The sequence below is a fragment of the Streptomyces sp. NPDC091282 genome, assembly GCF_044757385.1.
In the GTDB taxonomy this organism is placed as follows: Bacteria; Actinomycetota; Actinomycetes; order Streptomycetales; family Streptomycetaceae; genus Streptomyces; species Streptomyces gramineus.
Window position 1 is genome coordinate 1 of the sequence record NZ_JBIVUX010000019.1, and the last position, 23,275, is coordinate 23,275.

Below are 23,275 nucleotides of genomic sequence, written 5' to 3' on the forward strand. Positions count from 1 at the left end.
AAGCCCCCCAGGCCCGGCGCCCGCGGGCAGCTCAGGGGGATTGCGCCCCGCCCCCCCCGCCCCCCCCCGGGCGGGGGCCCCCCCCCCCGCCCCCCCCCCGCCCCCCCCGCGGCCCCCCCCGCGGCGCGTCTGCGGACCTTCGTGACGTCCCTAGAGCCACGCGGCGAATTCGAGCAGCAGCTCGGCGTCCTTCGGGCGTCCCACCCGAAGGGCCCGCACGCCCGACTCCACCGCCCGGAACAGCGTCCAGCCGCGCAGCCGCTCCTGGTCGACCTCGAGGGACTCCGCGAGCCGCTTGATCCGCCGCCGTGTGATGGTGGCCCCCGACGGGGAGGCGATCAGGTCCTCCACCCGGTCCCGTACCAGCCGTGCCAGGTCGAACGCGCACTCCCCGACCACCGGGTCCGGGCCCACCGCCAGCCACGGCAGCCGGTCCCCGGCGAGCACCTTGCTCTGCCGGAACGTCCCGTGCAGCAGCCGCCGCTCAGGAGGCGCGGCCAGCAGGTCGTCCCGGGCGGTGAGGGCCGCGTCGACCAGCGGGGCCACCTCGGGACCCGCGGCCGCCCGCATCGCCGCGGCCTGCCGTCCGGTCCGCTCCGCCACCGTCTCGAACACCGGGCCGCGGGGCGGCTCCACCCACAGCCGGCGCAGCGTCCCCGCGGCCTCCAGCAGCGCCTTCGCCTCGGGCAGCGACCGCACCGAGACCTCCGGGTGCAGCCGCTCCAGCAGCAGCACCCCGTCCGCGCCGTCGGCGTCCAGCAGCCGTACGGCACCGAGTCCGGCCCAGTGCGCCAACGCCGCGGCCTCGCTCTCCGGCCTCGCCCGCCGCGGCGCCAGCTTCAGCACCGCCGGTGTGTCCCCGGCCTGCCGCACCAGCAGGACGACGCTGCTGCGGCCGCCGGGCACCTGCACCCGTTCCACGGTCAACTCGCGTAGGGCGACGGCCCGTTCCACCGCGTCGGGCAGCTTCTCCAGCCACTCGTCACCGTCCGGCGCCGTCTCACCGAGCGCCTTCACCAGGCGCCGCGGCGGTTCGAAAGCCATACGCGAGTCGTTCCCTTCCTGTTCCGTGCTCTACGGAGTCGACGAAGCCGAGGGCGAGGCCGAGGCGCCGGCCCGGCCCAGCGGCGCGTCCCGCTCGGCGAGACCAGGGAAGGCTACGCTCTCCCCGCTCCAGCGCACCGCCCGCACCGCTGCCTCCCGCAGCGCCGCGGCCGCCGATCCGCGCCGTGCGCCGGAGGAGGCCCGGACGAGGTCCGAGTAGACGTCGGCCACCCGTGCCTCCAGTTCGGCGGCGAGCCGTACGGCCGTCGCCGCGTCGGTGACGTCGAACGGCAGCGCGTAGGCGGCGCTCGCGGCGACGGGCGTGGCGCCCAGGTCCCGTACCGTGCGGGCGAGCGTGTCCCGGCCGGCCCGGTGCGCGTCGTAGGCCGAACGCGCCTCGGTCAGCCGCTGGGTGCCGATCAGGCCGCCGACGACGCCGTACCCGTAGACCGCGGCGTGTTCGGCCGCCAGCGCCGCCTGAAGCGCCTTCAGCACCTCGGTGCTGGTCCCGTCGCTCACTTCTCACCCTTCGTCAGCAGGTAGGCGTGCGCGGATCCGGCCGCCGACACCCCCGCCAGCAGCCGTGCCAGTTCGCCGGGCACGTCCAGCAGTTCGGCGGCCCGGCGGTCGGCGAGGGTGCGCTCGGCGGCGGCCAGCGAGGCGAGCGCGGACTTCTCGTCGGCCGGCACCGCGGGGGATGCCTGCGCGGACACCGTGGCCGAGGGCGAGCCGGAGGCCGAGGCCGAGGCGGTGGCCGTCGCGTCCTGCGCGCCCTCGGCGAAGGCCGCCGCATGGGCCGCCACATGGGCCCGCAGCGGCCGCAGCCGCTCCGCGAGCCCGGGGTGGGCGGCGAGGACGGCGTCGTACTGCCCGAGCAGCACCCGGCTGTCCCGGGCCGCACGCGCGCGTGCCCGCGCGGTGGCCGACGTACTGCCGCCGCTGCCCGCGGAGTCGGGGCCGGCGGAGCAGCCCGCCAGCAGGGCGGCCGAGGCCGCGGAGACGATCAGGCTCCTTCTGCGTACTCCCCAGGGGGTACGCGACAGCGGGGGGAACGACACGGCAGACGTCCTCGGGGGAGCTGGATACGAAGAAAAGCGAAAGGAATGGGGCACGGGACGGACCCGTCCGTGATCACCGTACCCGCGCACCTGTCCGAAGCCACTCATCGGCGCCGTCCGTACCCGGGTGGACGGCAACACTCCTCACGACCGGATACCCTTTGACCAGACACGCGACCCAACCCACAACAGCACACGCGGCCGAGGAGTCACCCGGATGAGCACGACCCAGAGCGAGAGGCTGCGAGAGCTCCTGGAACCGCTCGTCACCTCCCAGGGCCTGGATCTCGAAGAGATCGCCGTGGACTCGGTCGGACGCAAGAGGGTGCTGCGCGTGGTCGTCGACTCCGACACCGGGGCCGACCTGGACCAGATCGCCGATGTGAGCCGTGAGCTCTCGGCGAGGCTCGACGAGAGCGACGCGATGGGCGAGGGCGAGTACACCCTCGAGGTCGGCACCCCGGGCGCGGAGCGCGCCCTCACCGAACACCGGCACTACCTGCGCGCCGTGGACCGCCTGGTGAGGTTCCAGCTCACCGAGGACGGCGAACTGGTCGCGCGCATCCTGGACGTCGACGACGAGGGCCTCGATCTGGAGGTGCCCGGCGTCAAGGGCCGTAAGGCCACCGCCCGCAGACTCGGCTTCGCCGAGATCGACAGGGCGCGTGTGCAGGTCGAGTTCAACCGCAAGGACAAGAAGGACATGACGGAAGAAGAGGAGGCGTAGCCGTGGACATCGACATGAGTGCCCTGCGGGGCTTGGTTCGGGAGAAGGAGATCTCCTTCGACCTGCTGGTCGAGGCGATCGAGTCGGCCCTCCTCATCGCCTACCACCGCACCGAGGGAAGCCGCCGACACGCGCGCGTGGAGCTCAACCGGGAGACCGGGCATGTGACCGTGTGGGCGAAGGAGGACCCCGAGGACCTGGAGGAGGGGCAGGCGCCCCGCGAGTTCGACGACACCCCGTCGGACTTCGGGCGGATCGCCGCCTCCACCGCCAAGCAGGTCATCCTGCAGCGGCTGCGGGACGCCGAGGACGACGCCACGCTCGGCGAGTACGCCGGCCGTGAGGGCGACATCGTCACCGGTGTGGTCCAGCAGGGCCGCGACCCGAAGAACGTGCTCGTGGACATCGGCAAGCTGGAGGCCATCCTGCCGGTGCAGGAGCAGGTCCCCGGTGAGACCTATCCGCACGGGATGCGGCTGCGCTCGTACGTGGTCCGGGTGGCCAAGGGCGTCCGCGGTCCGTCCGTCACGCTGTCGCGCACGCACCCGAACCTGGTGAAGAAGCTCTTCGCCCTGGAGGTGCCGGAGATCGCGGACGGCTCCGTGGAGATCTCCGCCATCGCCCGCGAGGCCGGTCACCGGACGAAGATCGCGGTCCGTTCCACCCGTTCGGGCCTGAACGCCAAGGGCGCCTGCATCGGCCCCATGGGCGGCCGGGTCCGCAACGTGATGGGCGAGCTGAACGGCGAGAAGATCGACATCGTCGACTGGTCGGACGACCCCGCCGAGATGGTCGCGAACGCGCTGTCGCCGGCCCGGGTCTCCAAGGTGGAGGTCGTGGACCTGGCGGCCCGGTCCGCCCGGGTGATCGTGCCCGACTACCAGCTGTCACTTGCGATCGGCAAAGAGGGGCAGAACGCCCGGCTCGCCGCCCGGCTGACCGGCTGGCGGATCGACATCCGTCCGGATACCGAACAGGCGTCCGAGTAGCTCACCCGTCTCCTCGTCGGCGGTTCACCCGGACGAGGGGAATAGTTCCAAGCCGCAGGTCGCTTGGATTACGACAACGGCCGTTCGATCTCTGCCCCGAAGGGGTGAGGTCGGTACGGGGAGGTAGACTTAGCGGTGTCTGGCCGGACGCATGCCCGCGCATGCCCTGAGCGCACCTGTGTGGGGTGCAGGCAGCGAGCGGCCAAGACCGAACTGCTGCGGATCGTGGCGGTCGAGGGCGAATGTGTCCCCGATCCTCGCGGTACGCTGCCCGGCCGGGGTGCATATGTACACCCCGCCCAGGTCTGTCTGGACCAGGCGGTGCGCCGCCGGGCACTTCCGAGGGCGCTGCGCGTCCCGGGTCCGCTGGACGTAAAGGCGTTGCGCCCGTACGTCGAGCAGTAACACCGTAAGAAGCGTCGTACGGAGCGTCCGTGCGGCTCTGGTACCCCGCGAGTTGGAAGTAGGTCGAGATTGCGATGAGCACTCGATGAGCACGCGATGAGTACGCCCATGAAGTAGCGACGGTCCGGACGCACCCGGACCTAAAAGGAGCGAAGTGGCTAAGGTCCGGGTATACGAACTCGCCAAGGAGTTCGGGGTTGAGAGCAAGGTCGTCATGGCCAAGCTCCAGGAACTCGGTGAATTCGTCCGTTCGGCGTCCTCGACGATCGAGGCGCCCGTTGTACGCAAGCTGACCGACGCCTTCCAGGGCGGTGGCAACGGCAAGTCCGCCGGCAAGCCCGCCCCGCGCAAGGCTGCCCCCAGGCCCGCCGCGCCCTCTCCGGCGCAGGCGGCACGCCCGGGTGCCCCCAAGCCGGGCGCCCCGCGTCCGGCCGCCCCGCAGCCCCAGGCTCCGGCGGCTCCCGCCCCCGCGGCCTCGGCCCCGGCGGCTCCCTCGGCTCCGGCCCCGGCTCCGGCTCCGGTCACCCCCGCGCCGGCCGCCTCCGGCCCGCGCCCGGTTCCGGGCCCGAAGCCCGCCCCGCGTCCGGCTCCGGCCGCGCCCGAGTTCACCGCCCCGCCGGCCCCTCCGGCCGCCCCGGCGCAGAGCCCGGCCGCCGCACAGGGCCAGCGTCCCGGCGGCGCTCCGCGTCCGGGCCAGAGCGCCCCGCGTCCCGGCGGTCGTCCCGCCCCCGGTCAGGGCCAGGCCCGTCCGGGTGGTCAGGGCGGCGGCCAGCGTCCCGGCGGTGAGCGCGCTCCCCGTCCGGGCGGTGCCCGTCCGGCCGGCCCGCGTCCGGGCAACAACCCCTTCACCTCCGGTGGCTCCACCGGCATGGCCCGTCCGCAGGCCCCGCGCCCGCAGGGCGGCGCGCGTCCCGGCCCCGGCGGTCCCGGCGGTGCTCCCCGTCCCCAGGCGCCCGGCGCCCAGGGCGGCGGTCCGCGTCCCCAGGCTCCCGGCGGTGCCCGTCCGAGCCCGGCCGGCATGCCCCGCCCGCAGGGCGGTCCGCGTCCCGGCGGCGGCTCCGCGGGTCCGCGTCCCAACCCCGGCATGATGCCGCAGCGTCCCGCTGCCGGCCCGCGTCCCGGCCCCGGTGGCGGCGGTCGCGGTCCCGGCGGTGCGGGTCGTCCCGGCGGCGCCGGTCGTCCCGGTGGCGGCGGCTTCGCCGGCCGTCCCGGCGGCGGCGGTGGCGGTGCCCGTCCCGGTGGCGGCGGCGGCTTCGCCGGTCGTCCCGGCGGTCCCGGCGGCGGTGGCGGCGGCTTCGGCGGCGGTCCCGGCGGTGGCGGCGGCGGTCGTCCCGGCTTCGGCGGTCGTCCCGGCGGTCCCGGCGGCCGTGGTGGCACGCAGGGTGCCTTCGGCCGTCCCGGCGGTCCGGCGCGTCGCGGTCGCAAGTCGAAGCGGCAGCGTCGCCAGGAGTACGAGGCCATGCAGGCCCCGAGCGTCGGCGGCGTGATGCTGCCGCGCGGCAACGGCGAGACCATCCGTCTCTCCCGCGGCGCGTCGCTCACCGACTTCGCGGAGAAGATCAACGCCAACCCGGCGTCCCTCGTCGCGGTCATGATGAACCTCGGCGAGATGGTCACGGCCACGCAGTCCGTCTCCGACGCGACCCTCGAGGTCCTCGCCGGCGAGATGAACTACACGGTCCAGATCGTCAGCCCCGAGGAGGAGGACCGCGAGCTGCTCGAGTCCTTCGACATCGAGTTCGGCGAGGACGAGGGCGGCGAGGACGACCTGGTGGTCCGTCCGCCGGTCGTCACCGTCATGGGTCACGTCGACCACGGCAAGACCCGACTGCTGGACGCCATCCGCAAGACGAACGTCATCGCGGGCGAGGCCGGCGGCATCACCCAGCACATCGGTGCCTACCAGGTCTCCACCGAGGTCAACGACGAAGAGCGCAAGATCACCTTCATCGACACCCCGGGTCACGAGGCGTTCACCGCCATGCGTGCCCGTGGTGCGAAGTCGACCGACATCGCGATCCTGGTCGTCGCGGCCAACGACGGCGTCATGCCGCAGACGGTCGAGGCGCTCAACCACGCCAAGGCGGCCGACGTCCCGATCGTCGTCGCGGTCAACAAGATCGACGTCGAGGGCGCCGACCCGACCAAGGTGCGCGGTCAGCTGACCGAGTACGGCCTGGTGGCCGAGGAGTACGGCGGCGACACGATGTTCGTCGACATCTCCGCCAAGCAGGGTCTGCACATCGACTCGCTGCTCGAAGCGGTCATCCTGACCGCGGACGCCTCGCTCGACCTGCGGGCCAACCCGAACCAGGACGCACAGGGCATCTCGATCGAGTCCCGTCTCGACCGCGGCCGCGGTGCCGTGGCGACGGTCCTCGTCCAGCGAGGCACCCTGCGGGTCGGCGACACGATGGTCGTGGGCGACGCCTACGGTCGCGTCCGCGCCATGCTCGACGACAACGGCAACAACGTCGCCGAGGCCGGACCCGCGACGCCGGTCCAGGTCCTGGGTCTGACCAACGTCCCGGGTGCGGGCGACAACTTCCTGGTGGTGGACGAGGACCGTACGGCCCGTCAGATCGCCGAGAAGCGCGCCGCCCGTGAGCGCAACGCCGCGTTCGCCAAGCGCACGCGCCGCGTCTCCCTCGAGGACCTGGACAAGGTGCTCAAGGCCGGCGAGGTCCAGCAGCTCAACCTCATCATCAAGGGTGACGCTTCTGGCTCCGTCGAGGCCCTGGAGTCCTCCCTGCTCCAGCTGGACGTCGGCGAAGAGGTCGACATCCGCGTCCTGCACCGCGGCGTCGGTGCGGTCACGGAGTCCGACATCGACCTGGCGATGGGCTCGGACGCCATCGTGATCGGCTTCAACGTCCGCGCGGCAGGCCGCGCGGCGCAGATGGCCGAGCGCGAAGGCGTGGACGTCCGCTACTACTCGGTCATCTACCAGGCGATCGAGGAGATCGAGGCGGCCCTCAAGGGCATGCTCAAGCCGGAGTACGAAGAGGTCGAGCTCGGCACGGCGGAGATCCGCGAGGTCTTCAAGTCGTCCAAGCTGGGCAACATCGCGGGTGTTCTCATCCGCTCCGGCGAGGTCAAGCGCAACACCAAGGCCCGACTCATCCGCGACGGCAAGGTCATCGCGGAGAACCTCAACATCGAGGGCCTGCGCCGCTTCAAGGACGACGTCACCGAGATCCGCGAAGGCTTCGAGGGCGGTATCAACCTCGGAAACTTCAACGACATCAAGATCGACGACGTCATCGCGACGTACGAGATGCGCGAGAAGCCGCGGGTGTAACACCTGTGGTTGGTGCTGGCCGACGGGAGTCCGCTCCCGTCGGCCAGCACTTTTCCCGTGGGCGGAGCCCTGGCTCCGCAATCGGCGGGGAAAGTCGGTCGAGCCCCCGGCGGGGACGGGGTACCGTTCCTGAACAGGGCCATCGATCCCGTGCCGGCGGGTGAACCGGTTACATACATGTACGTGGGGACTCTGTCCTTCGACCTCCTCCTCGGCGACATCCATTCGCTGAAGGAGAAGCGCTCCGTCGTCCGCCCGATCGTCGCCGAACTCCAGCGGAAGTTCGCCGTGAGCGCGGCCGAGGTGGACCACCTGGACCTTCATCGCCGGGCCGGCATCGGCCTCGCCATGGTCTCCGGAGACACCGCGCACCTGACCGAGGTGCTCGACCGGTGCGAACGGCTGGTCGCCGCCCGCCCCGAGGTGGAGCTGCTGTCCGTCCGACGGCGCTTCCACGGCGACGACGACTAGACCTGAGAACGACACAGAAGAAAGAACGGGAGACGGACCAGTGGCCGACAACGCGCGCGCCAAGAGGCTGGCGGACCTCATCCGAGAGGTGGTGGCCCAGAAGCTGCAGCGCGGGATCAAGGACCCGCGGCTCGGCACCCACGTCACCATCACGGACACCCGGGTCACGGGCGACCTGCGGGAGGCGACCGTCTTCTACACGGTCTACGGCGACGACGAGGAGCGGGCCGCGGCCGCCGCGGGCCTGGAGAGCGCCAAGGGCGTGCTCCGCTCGGCGGTCGGCGCGGCGGCGGGCGTGAAGTTCACGCCGACCCTCGCGTTCGTCGCGGACGCCCTTCCGGACACCGCGAAGACCATCGAGGACCTGCTCGACAAGGCGAAGGCCTCGGACGCCAAGGTCCGCGAGGTCTCCGCCGGTGCCGCCTTCGCCGGTGAAGCGGACCCGTACAGGAAGCCGGGTTCCGAGGACGACGCCGACGAGACGGACGACGCCACCGAATGACCAGCAAGCCCACCCCGCCCGATGGCCTTGTCATCGTCGACAAGCCGTCGGGCTTCACCTCGCACGACGTCGTCGCCAAGATGCGGGGCATCGCCCGCACGCGGCGCGTCGGGCACGCCGGCACCCTCGACCCGATGGCCACCGGCGTCCTCGTCCTCGGAGTCGAGCGGGCGACCAAGCTCCTCGGTCACCTCGCGCTCACCGAGAAGGAGTACCTGGGGACCGTCCGCCTCGGGCAGAACACCGTCACCGACGACGCCGAGGGCGAGATCACCTCGTCCACCGACGCCTCCGGGGTCACCCGCGAGGCCGTCGACGCCGGCATCGCCGCGCTGACCGGACGCATCATGCAGGTGCCGTCCAAGGTCAGCGCCATCAAGATCAACGGTGTGCGGTCCTACAAGCGCGCCCGGGAGGGCGAGGAGTTCGAGATCCCGGCCCGGCCGGTGACCGTCTCGTCGTTCACGGTCTACGACGTCCGCGACGGCGTCGCCGAGGACGGCACCCCCGTGCTCGACCTGGTCGTCTCGGTGGTCTGCTCCTCCGGCACCTACATCCGGGCCCTGGCCCGTGACCTGGGCGCGGGCCTGGGCGTCGGCGGGCACCTGACCGCCCTGCGCCGCACCCGTGTCGGACCGTACAAGCTGGACTCCGCCCGCACGCTCGACCAGCTCCAGCAGGAGCTGACCGTGATGCCGGTCGCCGAGGCGGCCACGGCGGCCTTCCCGCGCTGGCAGGTCGACGCCCGGCGCGCGGGACTGCTCGGCAACGGGGTGCGGATCGACATGCCCGAGGAGTACGCGGGCGCCGGTCCCGTCGGCGTGTTCGGCCCCGACGGGCGCTTCCTCGTGCTCGTCGAGGAGCAGAAGGGCAAGGCCAAGAGCCTCGCCGTGTTCGGCTGACGCACGGTGTGCCCGTGGAGCGGCGACCACGGGGTCTGATGCCGCCGCCGCTCCACGGTCCCCCCTCGGTTCCCCCACCCCTAGGGTGTATCCACCCGTCCCGGGCTATTCACCCGACCGAGCAGGCGCTCGGAGTGAACCGGGGGAGCGGAGGGGGGCGCGTTCGCCACCCGCTCTGTCCCGCTGATCATTTCGCCCCTACGGTCTCGGACAGGGGCCTGTCCGGCGGCTCGCGCCGCGGGCACGCGGCGGCGTCCGACGCCGAGGCACGGGCCCGGCGCGCGGCCGACGTGCGCGCCGGGCCCGGGTCCGCGGCCGGATCCGCCGCGGACGCCCCGGGGCAGGGGCGTACGGCGGGAGGTTCGATCATGGCGGGACGGACCCCGCGGACCGGGAACGGCCGCCGTACGGCGGACGGCGCGCATGCGGCTCGGCAGGACACCGGGCCGGTCCCGGACGACCGGCTGGTCCGGATCCGCGACCTCGCCGGCCGTCCGCGCGGCACCGGCTTCCTCGCCGACCACGACGGCACCCTGGTCACCAGCCACGAGACCGTCGACGGGCTCGCCCGGATCGTGCTGCACGCCGCCGGCGACCGCACCTGCGTGGTCGAGCCGGACGCGGTCACCCCGCTGCCCGCCCACGGCCTCGCCCTGATCCGCACCGAGGGCCTCGGCGTGGCGCCGCTGCCGATCACGGTGCGGGAGCGGATCCCGGCCGGAACCTACGTGCGGATCGCCGCCGACCGCTGGCGCGAGGCCCGGGTGCTGGCCGCGACCGAGGCGACGTACACCGCCACCGACGGCTTCCACCTCCTGCACGACGCGCTGGAGCTGGCGATCGGCACGGCGGGCCGGGACGCCCTGCGGCTCGGCGGCGGGGCGGCCGGCGGCCCGGTCCTCGACGCGGAGACCGGCGCCGTCCTCGGCGTGCTGGGCACCGCACTGCGGTCCGTCCTGCGCGACGCGGGCTTCGCGGTCCCGCTCCACCGCCCCGACAGCGCCGAGCTGACCGACCTGCTCGCCCGCAACGCAGCGACCGTCCCCGCCTACGGCGCCGACCTCAATCTCGCGGGCGTCCTGGAACTGACGGCCACCTCGGTGGAGCAGGACGGCCCGCCGGGTCCGCCCGCCGGGGACCGGGGGCACCGCGCGACCGGCCCGCACCCGGTCGCGGGCGGCCATGGCGAACCCGTCCGCCCCGTCGAACGGACGGAGATCGCGGAGCGCCTGTCGGCCTTCGCCGAAGCCACCGGCACCGACACCGGCACCGACACCGCGCACGGCACCGTCCTGGCCCTCGTCGGAGACCCCGGCACCGGCCGCACCACCGAACTCGCCGCCCTCGCCGCCCGCCGCACCCGCGCACCGCGCCCCGCCCCGACCCTCTGGCTCCGCGGCGCCGACCTCGGGGACGCCGACGACTCGGTCGCCGACGCGGCCCGCCGCGCCCTGGAGCGCGCCGTCCGGACCGTCGCCGCCTCCCGCGGCCGGCTCCCGGGCGACCTCGGCGACCTCACCGTGGAGCGGCTGGCCCGGCTCGCCGGCCGGGCGGACCGCCCGCTCCTGCTGCTCCTTGACGGCCCGGAGGAGATGCCGGCCGCCCTCGCCGACCGGCTGCCCGCCTGGACCGCGCACACCGCCACATGGCTGCGCGGCACCGGCACCCGGCTCCTGTTCGCCTGCCGCGAGGAGTACTGGGAACAGGCGGGCGCCGAGTTCGCGCCCCACCCGCCGCACCAGCGCCCCGCGCACCCCGACCGCGTCCAGCTCACCGACCTCACCCCCGAGGAGGCCCGCCGCGCCCGCTCCCGCCACGGCGTGCCGGACGGCGTCCTCACCGACCGCGACGCCTGCCACCCCCTCGCCCTGCGCCTGCTCGGCGAGGTCCGCGCCGCCCTCCCGGATCCGCCCGCCGGCGCACCGCTCGACCGCTACGACGTCTTCGCCGCCCACCTCGACCTGCGGTGCCTGCGCGTCGCGGTCCGGCTGGCCGCCGAGAACGGCCTGCGCGGCACGGCCGTACGACGGCTCGCCGCCCGCGTCTGCGGCCGGGTGCACGAGGCCGCCCGGCGCAGCCTCGGCCCCGGCCAGGGCCGGCTGGACCGCGAGTCGTTCGAGGCGGTGTTCCCGTGCGGGCCCGTCCCGGCGCTGCCCGGCGGCGGCTCCGGCTGGGCCTCCGCCGTCCTCGCCGAGGGACTGCTGGTCCCGGCGGGCGACGGCTACCGGTTCGCCCACGAGGAGATCGCCGACTGGCTGCAGGGCATGCACCTGGACCTGGACGAGGCCCTGCGCGCCCTGGTCCACCGCCCCCGCACCCCCGGCAGCGTCCATCCGCGGCCCGTCCCGCACCACCGGATCGGCCCGGTCGTCCAGGCGCTGCTGCTCCTGGACCGCCAGGACGGCCCGGCCCGGCTCGCCCCGCTGCTCCAGGACCTGGTGCACGCCCTCGACCTCGATCCCGCCTCCTGGTGGGCCGCCCGGCTGCTCGCCAGGACCCTGCCGCTGCTGCCCGACGCCACGCCGTACACCGGCGTGCTGCGGCTGCTCGCCGACCGGGTCGTGGCCCGGCGCGGCACCGCAGGCACCCCCTTCGGACCGGACTTCTGGACCGCGCTCGCCCTGCCCGACGCCGAACGCCTCGACCTGCTGCGCAGACTGGTGCGCGCCGACGAACCGCCGCCGCAGGCCACACCCGCCGGACGCCCCGGCCCCCGGCCGGCGCCCGCCACGCCCGCCGCGGATCCGGCCCCCCGCTACCTGGACGCCGTCGCCCGGCTGCTCGCCGCCGACCCCGCCGCCGTACAGCCGTGTCTGACCCGCTGGTTCGACGACGAGCGGCCGCTGCCCGCGATGCCGCGGGCCACGGTGGCCACCGCCGCGCAGGCGCTGCTGCACACCCACCGGCGCCGGGCGCTGGACGACCTGACCGAGGTGCTGGTCGACGCCGCGCACCGGCGGGGCGACGAACTGCTCGCCGTGCTCGCCGAGGACGAGCCGTCCGCGCTGTGCCGGGCCGTCGACCGCTGGGCCCACGACGAGCGCCCGGCCCGCCGGGTGGCCGCGGTGTCCCACGCGCTGCGCACCGCCCCGCACGTGCGCGGCGAGGCCGACCGCGCCCTGCTCCGCCACGCGGCGCTCGCCCTGCTCGCCCGCCCCGCCGACCGCGCCCTGCACGGCGGCGCGCTCGCCCTGCTGGTCCGGGACCCCTGGACCCGGTCCCGCCATCTCCCGCAGGCGCTGCGGCACTTCGCCGCCGGCGACCCGCACCTGTCGCCGGGCGCCCTCGTGCCCGCCCTGACCACCCATGCCGACGACGTCCTGGCGGCCTTCCGCGACCGGCTGCGCGGGCCCGCCGCCGGGCAGGTGGTGCGCGCCCTCGCCGACGTCACCGCACCGGCCCTCGCCGACCGGATCACCGCGCTGGTCCTGGAGGCCGCCGAACTGCGCCCGGAGACCGCAGGGCAGGTGGCCGGGTTCGTCGAGCGCCGCCTCGGGCAGGGTGCCGGGGCCCGCGCCGGCCTGCTGCCCCTGGTCACCGGCCTGCTGGTGGACGGTACCGAGCCGGTGCGGGCGGCCCTGGCGACCGTCCTCGGCGCGGGGGGCACCGCCGTTTCACGGCCGCTGCGCCGGGAACTGCTGGAGTTCCTGCTGGACCGCGAGCGGAACCCGGACGTCCTCGACGCGCTGCTGCACGCCGCCGCCGTGCAGCGCGAGGACGACGGCGACGCGATGCGCGACCTGGTCAGGCGCACCGGCCTGCTGCTGGTCCGCACCCCGGCCGGGGCGGCCCGCTTCGACCGCGGCCTGGTCGACCTGGGCCGGCACGTGCCCGGTTTCGCCGCCCTGATGGCCCGCTGGCTCACCGACACCCCGGAGGAGTGGACCGCGGTGGTGGGCCCGAGCACCCGGCGGATGCTGGGGAACCTCGCCGGTGTCCGGGTGCCCGCGTGACGCGCCGCGGGCGTGCGCCGGGTCACAGCGACCGTGCCGGTGTGAGACGCGTCCGCCAAACATGGCACCCTTAGACCTGCGTAAGACGGACAACGGACACAGGTTCGAGGAGCGGTCACAGTGCAGCGCTGGCGTGGGTTGGAGGACATCCCCGAGGACTGGGGGCGCAGCGTCGTCACCATCGGGTCCTACGACGGAGTGCACCGCGGGCACCAGCTGATCATCCGGCATGCCGTGGACCGCGCCCGTGAGCTGGGCGTCCCGGCGGTCGTCGTCACCTTCGACCCGCACCCCAGCGAGGTCGTCCGCCCCGGCAGCCACCCGCCGCTGCTCGCCCCGCACCACACCCGCGCCGAGCTGATGGCGGAACTGGGCGTGGACGCGGTGCTGATCCTGCCCTTCACCACCGAGTTCTCGCGTCTGTCGCCGGGCGACTTCGTGGTCAAGGTGCTGGTCGACAGGCTGCGCGCCAAGGCCGTCGTCGAGGGCCCCAACTTCCGCTTCGGCCACAAGGCCGCGGGCAACGTCGAGTTCCTCGCCGAGCAGGGCAAGGTCTACGACTTCGAGGTCGAGGTCGTCGACCTGTACGTGCGCGGTGAGGCGGGCGGCGGCGAGCCGTTCTCCTCGACGCTGACCCGGCGCCTGGTCGCCGAGGGCGACATGGCGGGCGCCCGCGAGATCCTCGGCCGCCCGCACCGGGTGGAGGGTGTCGTCGTGCGCGGCGCCCAGCGCGGCCGTGAGCTGGGCTTCCCGACGGCCAACGTCGAGACGCTCCCGCACACCGCGATCCCCGCCGACGGCGTCTACGCCGGTTATCTGCACGCGCAGGGCGAAGTGATGCCGGCCGCGATCTCCGTCGGCACCAACCCGCAGTTCGACGGCACCGAGCGCACGGTGGAGGCGTACGCCATCGACCGCGTCGGCCTCGACCTGTACGGCCTGCACGTCGCCGTCGACTTCCTGGCCTACGTCCGCGGCCAGGCCACGTTCGAGTCGCTCGACGCACTGCTGGAGCAGATGGCCGAGGACGTCGAGCAGTGCCGTGCCCTGGTGGCGGCCGACGACGCCTGAGCTGGAGATACGACGAAGGGCGGCCGGTGCGGTGAGGCACCGGCCGCCCTTCGTCGTTCCCCGCTACTGCTGCGGCGGCTCCTGCGGATAGCCGTAGCCCGGCTGCTGCGGAGGCTGCTGCTGCGGAGGCTGCGCGGGATACGGCTGCTGCCCCGGCTGCGGGGGCTGCGGCTGCGGCTGGGGACGGCCGTAGAGATCCTGCTGCGGAGGCTGCCCCGGCTGCTGCGGGTACGGCTGCTGCGGGTACGGCGGCGCGTACGGCTGCTGTCCGCCCGGAGCCTGCGGCGGCGCGTACTGCTGGGCGGGCAGCGGCTGTCCCGGCAGCGGCGGGGCCGCGACCGGGGGCGGGTTGCCGTCGCTGGTCCACAGACCGTGCATCTGCTGGTGGCGCACGAAGTCCTCGGCGACCATCGCCGCGAGGTTGAAGTACGCCTCCCGCACCTTGGGCCGCATCATGTCGAGGTCGACCTCGGCACCGGCGGACAGGTGCTCGTCGAACGGCACGACCACGACACCACGGCAGCGCGTCTCGAAGTGCGTCACGATGTCCTCGACCTTGATCATCTTGCCGGTCTCGCGGACTCCGGAGATGACGGTGAGGGACCGGGACACCAGGTCGGCGTAGCCGTGCGCGGAGAGCCAGTCCAGGGTCGTACTGGCGCTGCTCGCCCCGTCCACGGACGGCGTCGAGATGATGATCAGCTGATCGGCGAGGTCCAGCACCCCGCGCATGGCGCTGTAGAGCAGACCGGTGCCCGAGTCGGTGAGGATGATCGGGTACTGCTTGCCCAGGACGTCGATCGCCCGCCGGTAGTCCTCGTCGTTGAACGTGGTCGAGACGGCCGGGTCCACGTCGTTGGCGATGATCTCCAGACCGGACGAGGCCTGCGAGGTGAACCGCCTGATGTCCATGTACGAGTTGAGGTACGGGATCGCCTGGACCAGGTCGCGGATGGTGGCCCCGGTCTCGCGGCGCACCCGGCGGCCGAGCGTGCCGGCGTCCGGGTTGGCGTCGATGGCGAGGATCTTGTCCTGGCGCTCGGTGGCGAGCGTGGAGCCGAGTGCGGTGGTCGTGGTGGTCTTGCCGACACCGCCCTTGAGGCTGATCACCGCTATCCGGTAGCAGGAGAGCACCGGCGTACGGATCAGGTCCAGCTTCCGCTGCCGCTCCGCCTCCTCCTTCTTGCCGCCGAGCTTGAACCGCGAGGGCACGGCACCGGGCCGGCCGCTCTTGGCCTTCTGCTTCTTGTTGTTGAGCAGCCGGTCGGAGGAGAGCTCGACGGCGGCGGTGTAACCCAGCGGCGCCGCACCGGGGTTGGTCATCTGCCGCTGGTCGTGCTGCATGGGCTGCGGCCAGGCGGCACCGATCCGCGGGTCGACGGGCGGCTGGGGGGCCTGCGGTGCCTGCGGGTCCGGCTGCTGCGGGTGCGGAGCCGGAGCCGGGGGCTGGGCGGGCTGCGCGGCGCGCGGGTCCTGGGGCGCCGGCTGCGGCTGACCCTGCTGCGGGAAGCCGTAGCCCGCGGGACCGGCCGGGGGCACCGGCGGCTGCGCGGCGGGCTGCGGGAAGCCGTAACCGGCCGCCGGGGGCGCCTGGGGCACGGGCGCGCCGGGGTAGCCGTAGCCGCCCTGCGCGTCCGGCTGCTGCGGCTGCGCGGCCGGGGGGACCGGGGGCTGCGGGAAGCCGTAGCCGTCCGGTGCCTGCGGCGGGACGGGGGCGTCCGGCTGTGGGCCGGAGGGCTGGTGCCAGGCGGCCGGTGCGGGCTGGGGAGCCTGCGGGTGCTGGAACGGCGGCTGCTGTCCCGGCCTGGCCACCGGACCCTGACCGGGTGCCGGCGGCGCGGGCTGGACCGGCCAGTCGTCGGCCGGTGCCGGGGCCGCGGGCTGGTAGGCCGGCGGCAGGGGCGGCACCACGGCGGGCGGTGCGGGCGGTGCGGGCGGCGGCGTCCAGGCGGTGGGCGGCGCGACGGGCGGTGTGGTGGGTGCCGGGGGCGCGTCCTGCGGTGCGGGAGCGGAGGCCACGGCGTCCTGGGGCGCGGGGGGCGCGTCCTCGGGCTCGTCGGCGTCGTCCGGGGTCGCGGTGGCGGACGCCGAGGCGGATGCGTGCGCGGCCGCGGCCTCCTCGCCGTCGTCGGCCAGGTCGTCGTCCTGGTCGTCCTCGCCTTCGGTGGCGGCGACCGCGTCCCGGGGCTCGTCGTCCTCGGTGTCGTCCACCGGGGCGGCGGCCAGGGCCGGTTCGTCCTTGTCGCCGGAGTCGGAGTCGGAGTCGGCTTCGTCGTCGGAGGTCTCGTCCTCGGCGCCGGCCTCGGCGGTGCCGGGGTGCGGCGAGGCGTCCGCGTCCTCGGCAGCGTCCGTGCTCTTCGCGCCGGAGTCGACCAGGAGGGCGATGACGTCGGCCGCCGACCGGTCCTCCGCCTCGGCGTCCTTCTTCTCCGCCTCCTCGTCCCCGGCGCGGGGCTGCGGGGCCGCCTGGTCCTCGGCGGCCTTGGCGATGTCACGCTTCAGCGCGACGGCGGAGAACCGCATCGTCGCCCCGCTGTCCAGGTCGCCGTTGTCCGGCTCGGGCACCGCCGCCGGTTCCTCGGCGGCGGGCCGCTGCGGTTCGAAACCGGCCGGCAGCTTCGGCACGGCGGCCGCACCGTCCGCGGGCGGTGCGGCGGGCGGTGCCGCGGGCGTGAACGGCGCGGCGGGCGGCCCGGCGACCGGCGCCGGCGGAGCGGCCGGCGCCCCCGCGGCGGCGCTCGGAGCCGGCGGCGTGAAGGGCGCACCCGGAACCGAGGCGGGCGGCGGAGTGAACGGCGCCGCCGGCGTCGACGCCGGAGGAGTGAAGGGTGCTCCCGGCGTTGACGCGGGCGCGGGGGTGAACGGCGCTCCGGGCGTCGAGGCGGGCGGCGGGGTGAACGGCGCTCCGGGCGTCGCGGCGGGCGCGGGCGCCGACGGGGCACCCGGCGCCGGCGCGGCCGGCGGGGTGAAGGGGGCGCCGGGAGCGGCGGTGGGCGGCGGGGTGAAGGGAGCGCCCGGCGTCGCGGTGGGCGGCGGGGTGAAGGGAGCGCCCGGCGTCGCGGTGGGCGGCGGGGTGAACGGCGCGCCCGGCGTCGCGGCCGGCGGCGGCGTGAAAGGCGCTCCGGGAGCCGAGGCGGGCGCGGGAGCGAACGGCCCGCCGGCACCCGGTGTTCCGCCGCCCTGCTGGGCGTGCGGCGGGGGAGTCAGCCCCGGGATCGGTGCTCCCGGCGGGAACGGCGAACGGGGCTGCGCGGCAGGCGTCGTGGCGGCACCGGCCCCGGGGGCGCCCGCCCTCCCCGGCGCTCCCGCCGTGCCCGGCGTCCCCGCCGTGCCCGGAGTCCCGGTGTCGTCGGCCGCGTCCGGACCGGCCGCGGCGTTCTGCGTGTACCAGGCGGGCGGCGCGTAGTCGATCGTGAACTCGCCCGTCATCTCGTTGAGTGACTCCGCGTCGGGCTGGTCTTCGCCGGGTGTGGCCCAGCCCCCGCGGATCCCGTCCCGCTCGCTGCTCACAGTTCCTCCTGGTGTGGTCGAGCACCCTCATGCCGTGCCGGCGCGACGACCGTGTCGTGTCGTTCTCAGCATCCGTATTCGTTTGAGGTAGTCCGATCCACCGGCTCTCCCCCTCGGGGCCCCGACGCCGTGTTCACGGTCCCGGCGTCGCGCCCCCCTCCCAGCCTAATCACCGGGAGCCGGACCTCGGCAGGCCCGTCCGTCCCAATACGGACGTCCACCTGGTCACACCATGCCCTGAACTCCTGTACACAGCTTTCGTCTTGCCCAACAATCGATGAACAAAAAGGGCAAGAGCCGTCAGTCCGGGCGTCAGTTGGCGGCGTGACGGCCGCACTCCACGTCCATGGTGCCCTGACGGCGGAAGGGTGCGGGCGAGTGGTCACGGAGCGGGGGAGTGCGGGGCGGGCACGGCAAGCGCCCTGGCCCTTGCGGCCGTTCCGGCATGGGTGCGGCACACGGGGGGCGGGAAGTCTGAGAACGCCCGGCACCCGGCCGCACGAAGAAAGAAAGCGGGGCCCGGTCGCCGACCGGGCCCCGGCTCACTGGGCGGCCAGGCCGCCGTTCTGCTCGTTCGGCTCCAGGTCGAACTCTCCGTCCCGCGCCCCCAGCACGAAGGCACGCCACTCCGCCTCCGTGTACCGCAGCACGGTGTCCGGGTCCAGCGACGACCGCATCGCCACCGCCCCCTCGGGCAGGTAGGCGATCTCCACCCGCTCCTCGTCCTGCTCGGTGCCGGGCGCGCAGTGCCACTCGACGCCCGAGATGTCGAGCGCGTAGAGCTCGTCCCGTTCCCGCTCCTTGCGCGCCTTCATCTCCTCCGCCGTCTCGCTCATCCCGCGGCGACCCCTTCCCGACGATGATGCGTACCTGTGACCGCCACACTACTGGCGGTCGCCCTGTCCATGACGGCCATGTGCGGTCCCGCCCGTCGGCACTGGTACCCTGGTCGACGGCCGTTTGTGTACGCACCCCCGGAGTCCCCCGCGGACCCCTGAGGCAGCGCCCGACGGATCCCCGCCTCCCGAGTTGTGGAAGCTCCCCCGCGATGAAGACCGGGGGCGCTCGGAAGGCACTCACACACATGAGGAGTACGCGTGTCGCTCGACGCCGCAGTGAAGAAGCAGATCATCTCCGAGTTCGGTACCAAGGACGGTGACACCGGCTCCCCCGAGGTCCAGGTCGCTCTGCTCTCCCGTCGGATCTCCGACCTGACGGAGCACCTCAAGACCCACAAGCACGACCACCACTCCCGTCGTGGTCTGCTGATCCTGGTCGGTCAGCGCCGCCGCCTCCTGCAGTACCTGGCGAAGAAGGACATCCAGCGCTTCCGTGCGCTGGTCGACCGCCTGGGCATCCGCCGCGGTGCGGCGGGCGCCAAGTAAGACGCCGTGAAGGGAGCGGTTCCCGGAGAGACCCGGGACCGCTCCCTTTGCCGTACGTGCGGAAACGTGCGGAGTGTCACTCACGCTTTGTAGTGTGGTAGCACAACGCAATACGCACGACACAGCACGACAGCTGACACAGCACGTCAGTGAACCAAGGAGAAGCGCACCCAAGCCGCCGCCGGTCCTCGGTAGTGGCCCCCGGGGGGAAGCGAGCCCCGGGTGCTTCGATCGAAGACCGGCCCGCACAGCACGGCGCGCTTCTCCGGGACCGTCCCCCTGCCACACGGGCAGACCGGGACAAAAGACGCAACGCAGACGAAAGTAACGGAGAAAACGCTAGTGGAGAACGAGACCCACTACGCCGAGGCCGTCATCGACAACGGCGCCTTCGGCACCCGCACCATCCGCTTCGAGACGGGCCGCCTGGCCAAGCAGGCCGCCGGCTCCGCCGTGGCGTACCTGGACGACGACACCATGGTGCTGTCGGCCACCACCGCCTCCAAGAACCCCAAGGACCAGCTCGACTTCTTCCCCCTCACGGTGGACGTCGAGGAGCGCATGTACGCGGCCGGGAAGATCCCCGGTTCCTTCTTCCGCCGTGAGGGCCGGCCCAGCGAGGACGCGATCCTCACCTGCCGCCTGATCGACCGCCCGCTGCGCCCGTCCTTCAAGAAGGGCCTGCGCAACGAGATCCAGGTCGTCGCCACCATCATGGCGCTCAACCCCGACCACCTGTACGACGTCGTCGCGATCAACGCCGCGTCCGCGTCCACCCAGCTGGCCGGTCTGCCCTTCTCCGGCCCGATCGGCGGCGTCCGCGTCGCGCTGATCAACGGCCAGTGGGTCGCGTTCCCGACGCACACCGAGCTCGAGGACGCCGTCTTCGACATGGTGGTCGCGGGCCGCGTCCTGGAGGACGGCGACGTCGCGATCATGATGGTCGAGGCCGAGGCCACCGAGAAGACCATCCAGCTGGTCAAGGGCGGCGCCGAGGCGCCGACCGAGGAGGTCGTCGCCTCCGGTCTGGACGCCGCGAAGCCCTTCATCAAGGTGCTCTGCAAGGCCCAGGCCGACCTCGCCGCCAAGGCCGCCAAGCCGACCGGCGAGTTCCCGATCTTCCTGGACTACCAGGACGACGTCCTGGAGGCGCTCTCCGCCGCCGTCCGCCCGGAGCTCGCCGCCGCGCTGACCATCGCCGGCAAGCAGGAGCGCGAGGCCGAGCTGGACCGCGTCAAGGGTCTGGCCGCCGAGAAGCTGCTCCCGGAGTTCGAGGGCCGCGAGAAGGAGATCTCCGCCGCGTACCGCTCGCTCACCAAGCAGCTGGTCCGCGAGCGCGTGATCAAGGAGAAGAAGCGCATCGACGGCCGCGGTGTCACCGACATCCGCACCCTGGCCGCCGAGGTCGAGGCCATCCCGCGCGTGCACGGTTCGGCGCTGTTCGAGCGCGGCGAGACCCAGATCCTGGGCGTCACCACCCTCAACATGCTCCGGATGGAGCAGCAGCTGGACACCCTTTCCCCGGTGACCCGCAAGCGCTACATGCACAACTACAACTTCCCGCCGTACTCCACCGGCGAGACCGGCCGCGTCGGCTCCCCGAAGCGCCGCGAGATCGGCCACGGCGCCCTCGCCGAGCGCGCCCTGGTCCCGGTCCTGCCGACCCGCGAGGAGTTCCCCTACGCGATCCGTCAGGTGTCCGAGGCCCTCGGCTCCAACGGCTCGACGTCCATGGGCTCCGTGTGCGCCTCCACCATGTCGCTCCTGAACGCCGGTGTGCCGCTGAAGGCCCCGGTCGCCGGTATCGCCATGGGCCTGATCTCCCAGGAGATCGACGGCGAGACGCACTACGTCAGCCTCACCGACATCCTCGGTGCGGAGGACGCCTTCGGCGACATGGACTTCAAGGTCGCCGGCACCAAGGAGTTCGTGACCGCCCTCCAGCTCGACACCAAGCTGGACGGCATCCCGGCCTCCGTCCTGGCCGCCGCCCTCAAGCAGGCGCGGGACGCCCGCCTCCACATCCTCGACGTGATGATGGAAGCGATCGACAAGCCGGACGAGATGTCCCCGAACGCCCCGCGGATCATCACCGTCAAGATCCCCGTGGACAAGATCGGTGAGGTCATCGGCCCCAAGGGCAAGATGATCAACCAGATCCAGGAGGACACCGGCGCCGAGATCACCATCGAGGACGACGGCACCATCTACATCGGTGCCTCCGACGGCCCGGCCGCCGAGGCCGCCCGCGCCACGATCAACGGCATCGCCAACCCGACGATGCCCGAGGTCGGCGAGCGCTACCTGGGCACGGTCGTGAAGACGACCACCTTCGGCGCGTTCGTCTCCCTGCTGCCCGGCAAGGACGGTCTGCTGCACATCTCGCAGATCCGCAAGCTGGCCGGCGGCAAGCGCGTGGAGAACGTCGAGGACGTCCTCGGTGTGGGCCAGAAGGTCCAGGTCGAGATCGCCGAGATCGACTCCCGCGGCAAGCTCTCCCTCATCCCCGTGATCGAGGGCGAGGAAGAGGCTTCCTCCGAGGACGCAAAGGACGACACCGACAAGTGACGTCGAGCAGCTCCACGACGACGGCCCGCACCTCCTCGGAGGCGCGGGCCGTCGCCCGTACCCAAACCCTGATCAAGGGCGAGAACGGCATCGGCACGGTCCGCAAGACCACCCTCCCCGGCGGCCTGCGCATCGTCACCGAGACCCTGCCCTCGGTGCGCTCCGCGACCTTCGGGATCTGGGCCCACGTCGGCTCCCGCGACGAGACCCCGACCCTTAACGGCGCCACGCACTACCTGGAGCACCTGCTCTTCAAGGGCACCGCGCGCCGCTCCGCCCTGGACATCTCCTCCGCCATGGACGCGGTCGGCGGCGAGATGAACGCGTTCACGGCGAAGGAGTACACGTGCTACTACGCGCGCGTGCTCGACACCGACCTGCCGCTCGCCATCGACGTCGTCTGCGACATGCTCACGGGCTCCCTGATCCTGGAAGACGACGTCAACGTCGAGCGCGGCGCGATCCTCGAAGAGATCGCCATGACCGAGGACGACCCCGGCGACTGCGTGCACGACCTGTTCGCGCACACCATGTTCGGCGACAACGCCCTCGGCCGCCCGGTCCTCGGCACGGTCGACACCGTCAACGCCCTCACCGCCGACCGCATCCGCCGCTTCTACAAGAAGCACTACGACCCCACCCACCTGGTGGTCGCGGCGGCCGGCAACATCGACCACGCCAAGGTCGTACGACAGGTCCGCGCGGCCTTCGAGAAGGCCGGCGCCTTCCGGACCGCCGAGGCGGCCCCCATCAGCCCGCGCGAGGGACGCCGCACCATCCGCACCGCCGGACGCGTGGAACTGCTCGGCCGCAAGACCGAGCAGGCGCACGTCGTCCTCGGCATGCCCGGCCTGCCCCGCACCGACGACCGGCGCTGGGCGCTCGGCGTGCTCAACACCGCCCTCGGCGGCGGCATGTCCTCCCGGCTCTTCCAGGAGGTCCGCGAGAAGCGCGGCCTGGCCTACAGCGTGTACTCCTACACCTCGGGCTTCGCCGACTGCGGCCTGTTCGGCGTCTACGCCGGCTGCCGCCCCTCGCAGGTCCACGACGTCCTCAAGATCTGCCGCGACGAACTGGACCGGGTCGCCGAGCACGGCCTGCCCGACGAGGAGATCGCCCGCGCCGTCGGCCAGCTCCGGGGCTCCACGGTGCTCGGCCTGGAGGACACCGGCGCGCTGATGAACCGTATCGGCAAGAGCGAGCTGTGCTGGGGCGAGCAGATGTCCGTCGACGGCATGCTGGCCCGGATAGCGGCCGTGACCCCGGACGAGGTCCGCTCCGTGGCCCGCGACATCCTGGGACAGCGCCCGTCGCTGTCGGTCATCGGCCCGCTCAAGGACAAACAGGCCGCCCGCCTGCACGACGCCGTCGCCTGACACCCCACCGGTA

General features: G+C 73.6%; 17 protein-coding genes. 12 read left to right on the forward strand and 5 right to left on the reverse strand.

Annotated elements, in window-relative coordinates:
• Positions 1 to 150: 150 nt before the first annotated feature.
• Genes ACIQOE_RS41595 through ACIQOE_RS41605 form a run of 3 tightly spaced genes read right to left on the reverse strand, consistent with a single transcriptional unit; the run spans position 151 to position 2,102 of the window.
• A complete protein-coding gene (locus tag ACIQOE_RS41595) occupies positions 151 to 1,044 on the reverse strand; it encodes an aminoglycoside phosphotransferase family protein (RefSeq protein WP_351323607.1) in 894 nt (297 codons plus the stop codon).
• Positions 1,045 to 1,074: 30 nt separating this feature from the next.
• A complete protein-coding gene (locus ACIQOE_RS41600; RefSeq protein WP_362642135.1) occupies positions 1,075 to 1,563 on the reverse strand; it encodes a ferritin-like domain-containing protein in 489 nt (162 codons plus the stop codon).
• On the reverse strand, positions 1,560 to 2,102 hold the full coding sequence (locus tag ACIQOE_RS41605; protein WP_351323609.1) for a hypothetical protein: 543 nt from the start codon (positions 2,100 to 2,102) through the stop codon (positions 1,560 to 1,562). Before ACIQOE_RS41605 ends, ACIQOE_RS41600 begins: the two co-directional genes overlap by 4 nt.
• 217 nt (positions 2,103 to 2,319) lie before the next feature.
• Here ACIQOE_RS41605 and rimP point away from each other — a divergent pair, with 217 nt between their 5' ends.
• The 9 genes from rimP (at position 2,320) to ACIQOE_RS41650 (ending at position 14,423) form a co-directional block, all read left to right on the forward strand.
• Positions 2,320 to 2,829, forward strand: coding sequence for a ribosome maturation factor RimP (rimP, locus tag ACIQOE_RS41610; RefSeq protein ID WP_401417309.1), 510 nt, complete (start codon positions 2,320 to 2,322; stop codon positions 2,827 to 2,829).
• Positions 2,830 to 2,831: 2 nt separating this feature from the next.
• Positions 2,832 to 3,818, forward strand: coding sequence for a transcription termination factor NusA (nusA, locus tag ACIQOE_RS41615; protein ID WP_351323611.1), 987 nt, complete (start codon positions 2,832 to 2,834; stop codon positions 3,816 to 3,818).
• 135 nt (positions 3,819 to 3,953) lie between these two features.
• Positions 3,954 to 4,223 (forward strand): YlxR family protein, encoded by a 270-nt coding sequence (locus ACIQOE_RS41620; protein ID WP_351323612.1) that lies wholly within the window; start codon positions 3,954 to 3,956, stop codon positions 4,221 to 4,223.
• Between the two features lie 154 nt (positions 4,224 to 4,377).
• Positions 4,378 to 7,524 (forward strand): translation initiation factor IF-2, encoded by a 3,147-nt coding sequence (infB, locus tag ACIQOE_RS41625; RefSeq protein ID WP_365558994.1) that lies wholly within the window; start codon positions 4,378 to 4,380, stop codon positions 7,522 to 7,524.
• A gap of 177 nt (positions 7,525 to 7,701) precedes the next feature.
• Positions 7,702 to 7,995 carry a DUF503 domain-containing protein gene (locus ACIQOE_RS41630; protein ID WP_351931926.1) on the forward strand — a complete coding sequence of 98 codons (294 nt, stop codon included), beginning with the start codon at positions 7,702 to 7,704 and terminating at the stop codon, positions 7,993 to 7,995.
• Positions 7,996 to 8,035: 40 nt separating this feature from the next.
• Positions 8,036 to 8,497, forward strand: a complete 462-nt coding sequence (gene rbfA, locus ACIQOE_RS41635) for a 30S ribosome-binding factor RbfA (RefSeq protein ID WP_401417311.1) — start codon at positions 8,036 to 8,038, stop codon at positions 8,495 to 8,497.
• Positions 8,494 to 9,399, forward strand: coding sequence for a tRNA pseudouridine(55) synthase TruB (truB, locus tag ACIQOE_RS41640; protein WP_351323617.1), 906 nt, complete (start codon positions 8,494 to 8,496; stop codon positions 9,397 to 9,399). The genes rbfA and truB overlap by 4 nt, the downstream gene beginning before the upstream one ends.
• A 368-nt stretch (positions 9,400 to 9,767) precedes the next feature.
• Positions 9,768 to 13,352 (forward strand): trypsin-like peptidase domain-containing protein, encoded by a 3,585-nt coding sequence (locus tag ACIQOE_RS41645; RefSeq protein ID WP_401417312.1) that lies wholly within the window; start codon positions 9,768 to 9,770, stop codon positions 13,350 to 13,352.
• A 120-nt stretch (positions 13,353 to 13,472) separates the two neighbouring features.
• Positions 13,473 to 14,423 carry a bifunctional riboflavin kinase/FAD synthetase gene (locus ACIQOE_RS41650; protein WP_401417313.1) on the forward strand — a complete coding sequence of 317 codons (951 nt, stop codon included), beginning with the start codon at positions 13,473 to 13,475 and terminating at the stop codon, positions 14,421 to 14,423.
• A 63-nt stretch (positions 14,424 to 14,486) separates the two neighbouring features.
• Here ACIQOE_RS41650 and ACIQOE_RS41655 read toward each other — a convergent pair whose 3' ends face one another.
• A complete protein-coding gene (locus ACIQOE_RS41655) occupies positions 14,487 to 17,933 on the reverse strand; it encodes an SCO5717 family growth-regulating ATPase (RefSeq protein ID WP_401417314.1) in 3,447 nt (1,148 codons plus the stop codon).
• Positions 17,934 to 18,475: 542 nt separating this feature from the next.
• Entirely contained in the window at positions 18,476 to 18,769 is a 294-nt protein-coding gene (locus ACIQOE_RS41660; RefSeq protein ID WP_351323621.1) for a DUF397 domain-containing protein, read from the reverse strand.
• A gap of 261 nt (positions 18,770 to 19,030) precedes the next feature.
• Here ACIQOE_RS41660 and rpsO point away from each other — a divergent pair, with 261 nt between their 5' ends.
• The 3 genes from rpsO (at position 19,031) to ACIQOE_RS41675 (ending at position 23,262) form a co-directional block, all read left to right on the forward strand.
• Positions 19,031 to 19,318, forward strand: a complete 288-nt coding sequence (rpsO, locus tag ACIQOE_RS41665; protein WP_351323622.1) for a 30S ribosomal protein S15 — start codon at positions 19,031 to 19,033, stop codon at positions 19,316 to 19,318.
• A gap of 342 nt (positions 19,319 to 19,660) precedes the next feature.
• On the forward strand, positions 19,661 to 21,886 hold the full coding sequence (locus tag ACIQOE_RS41670) for a polyribonucleotide nucleotidyltransferase (protein WP_351323623.1): 2,226 nt from the start codon (positions 19,661 to 19,663) through the stop codon (positions 21,884 to 21,886).
• Positions 21,883 to 23,262 (forward strand): M16 family metallopeptidase, encoded by a 1,380-nt coding sequence (locus ACIQOE_RS41675; RefSeq protein ID WP_401417315.1) that lies wholly within the window; start codon positions 21,883 to 21,885, stop codon positions 23,260 to 23,262. Before ACIQOE_RS41670 ends, ACIQOE_RS41675 begins: the two co-directional genes overlap by 4 nt.
• Positions 23,263 to 23,275: the final 13 nt, after the last annotated feature.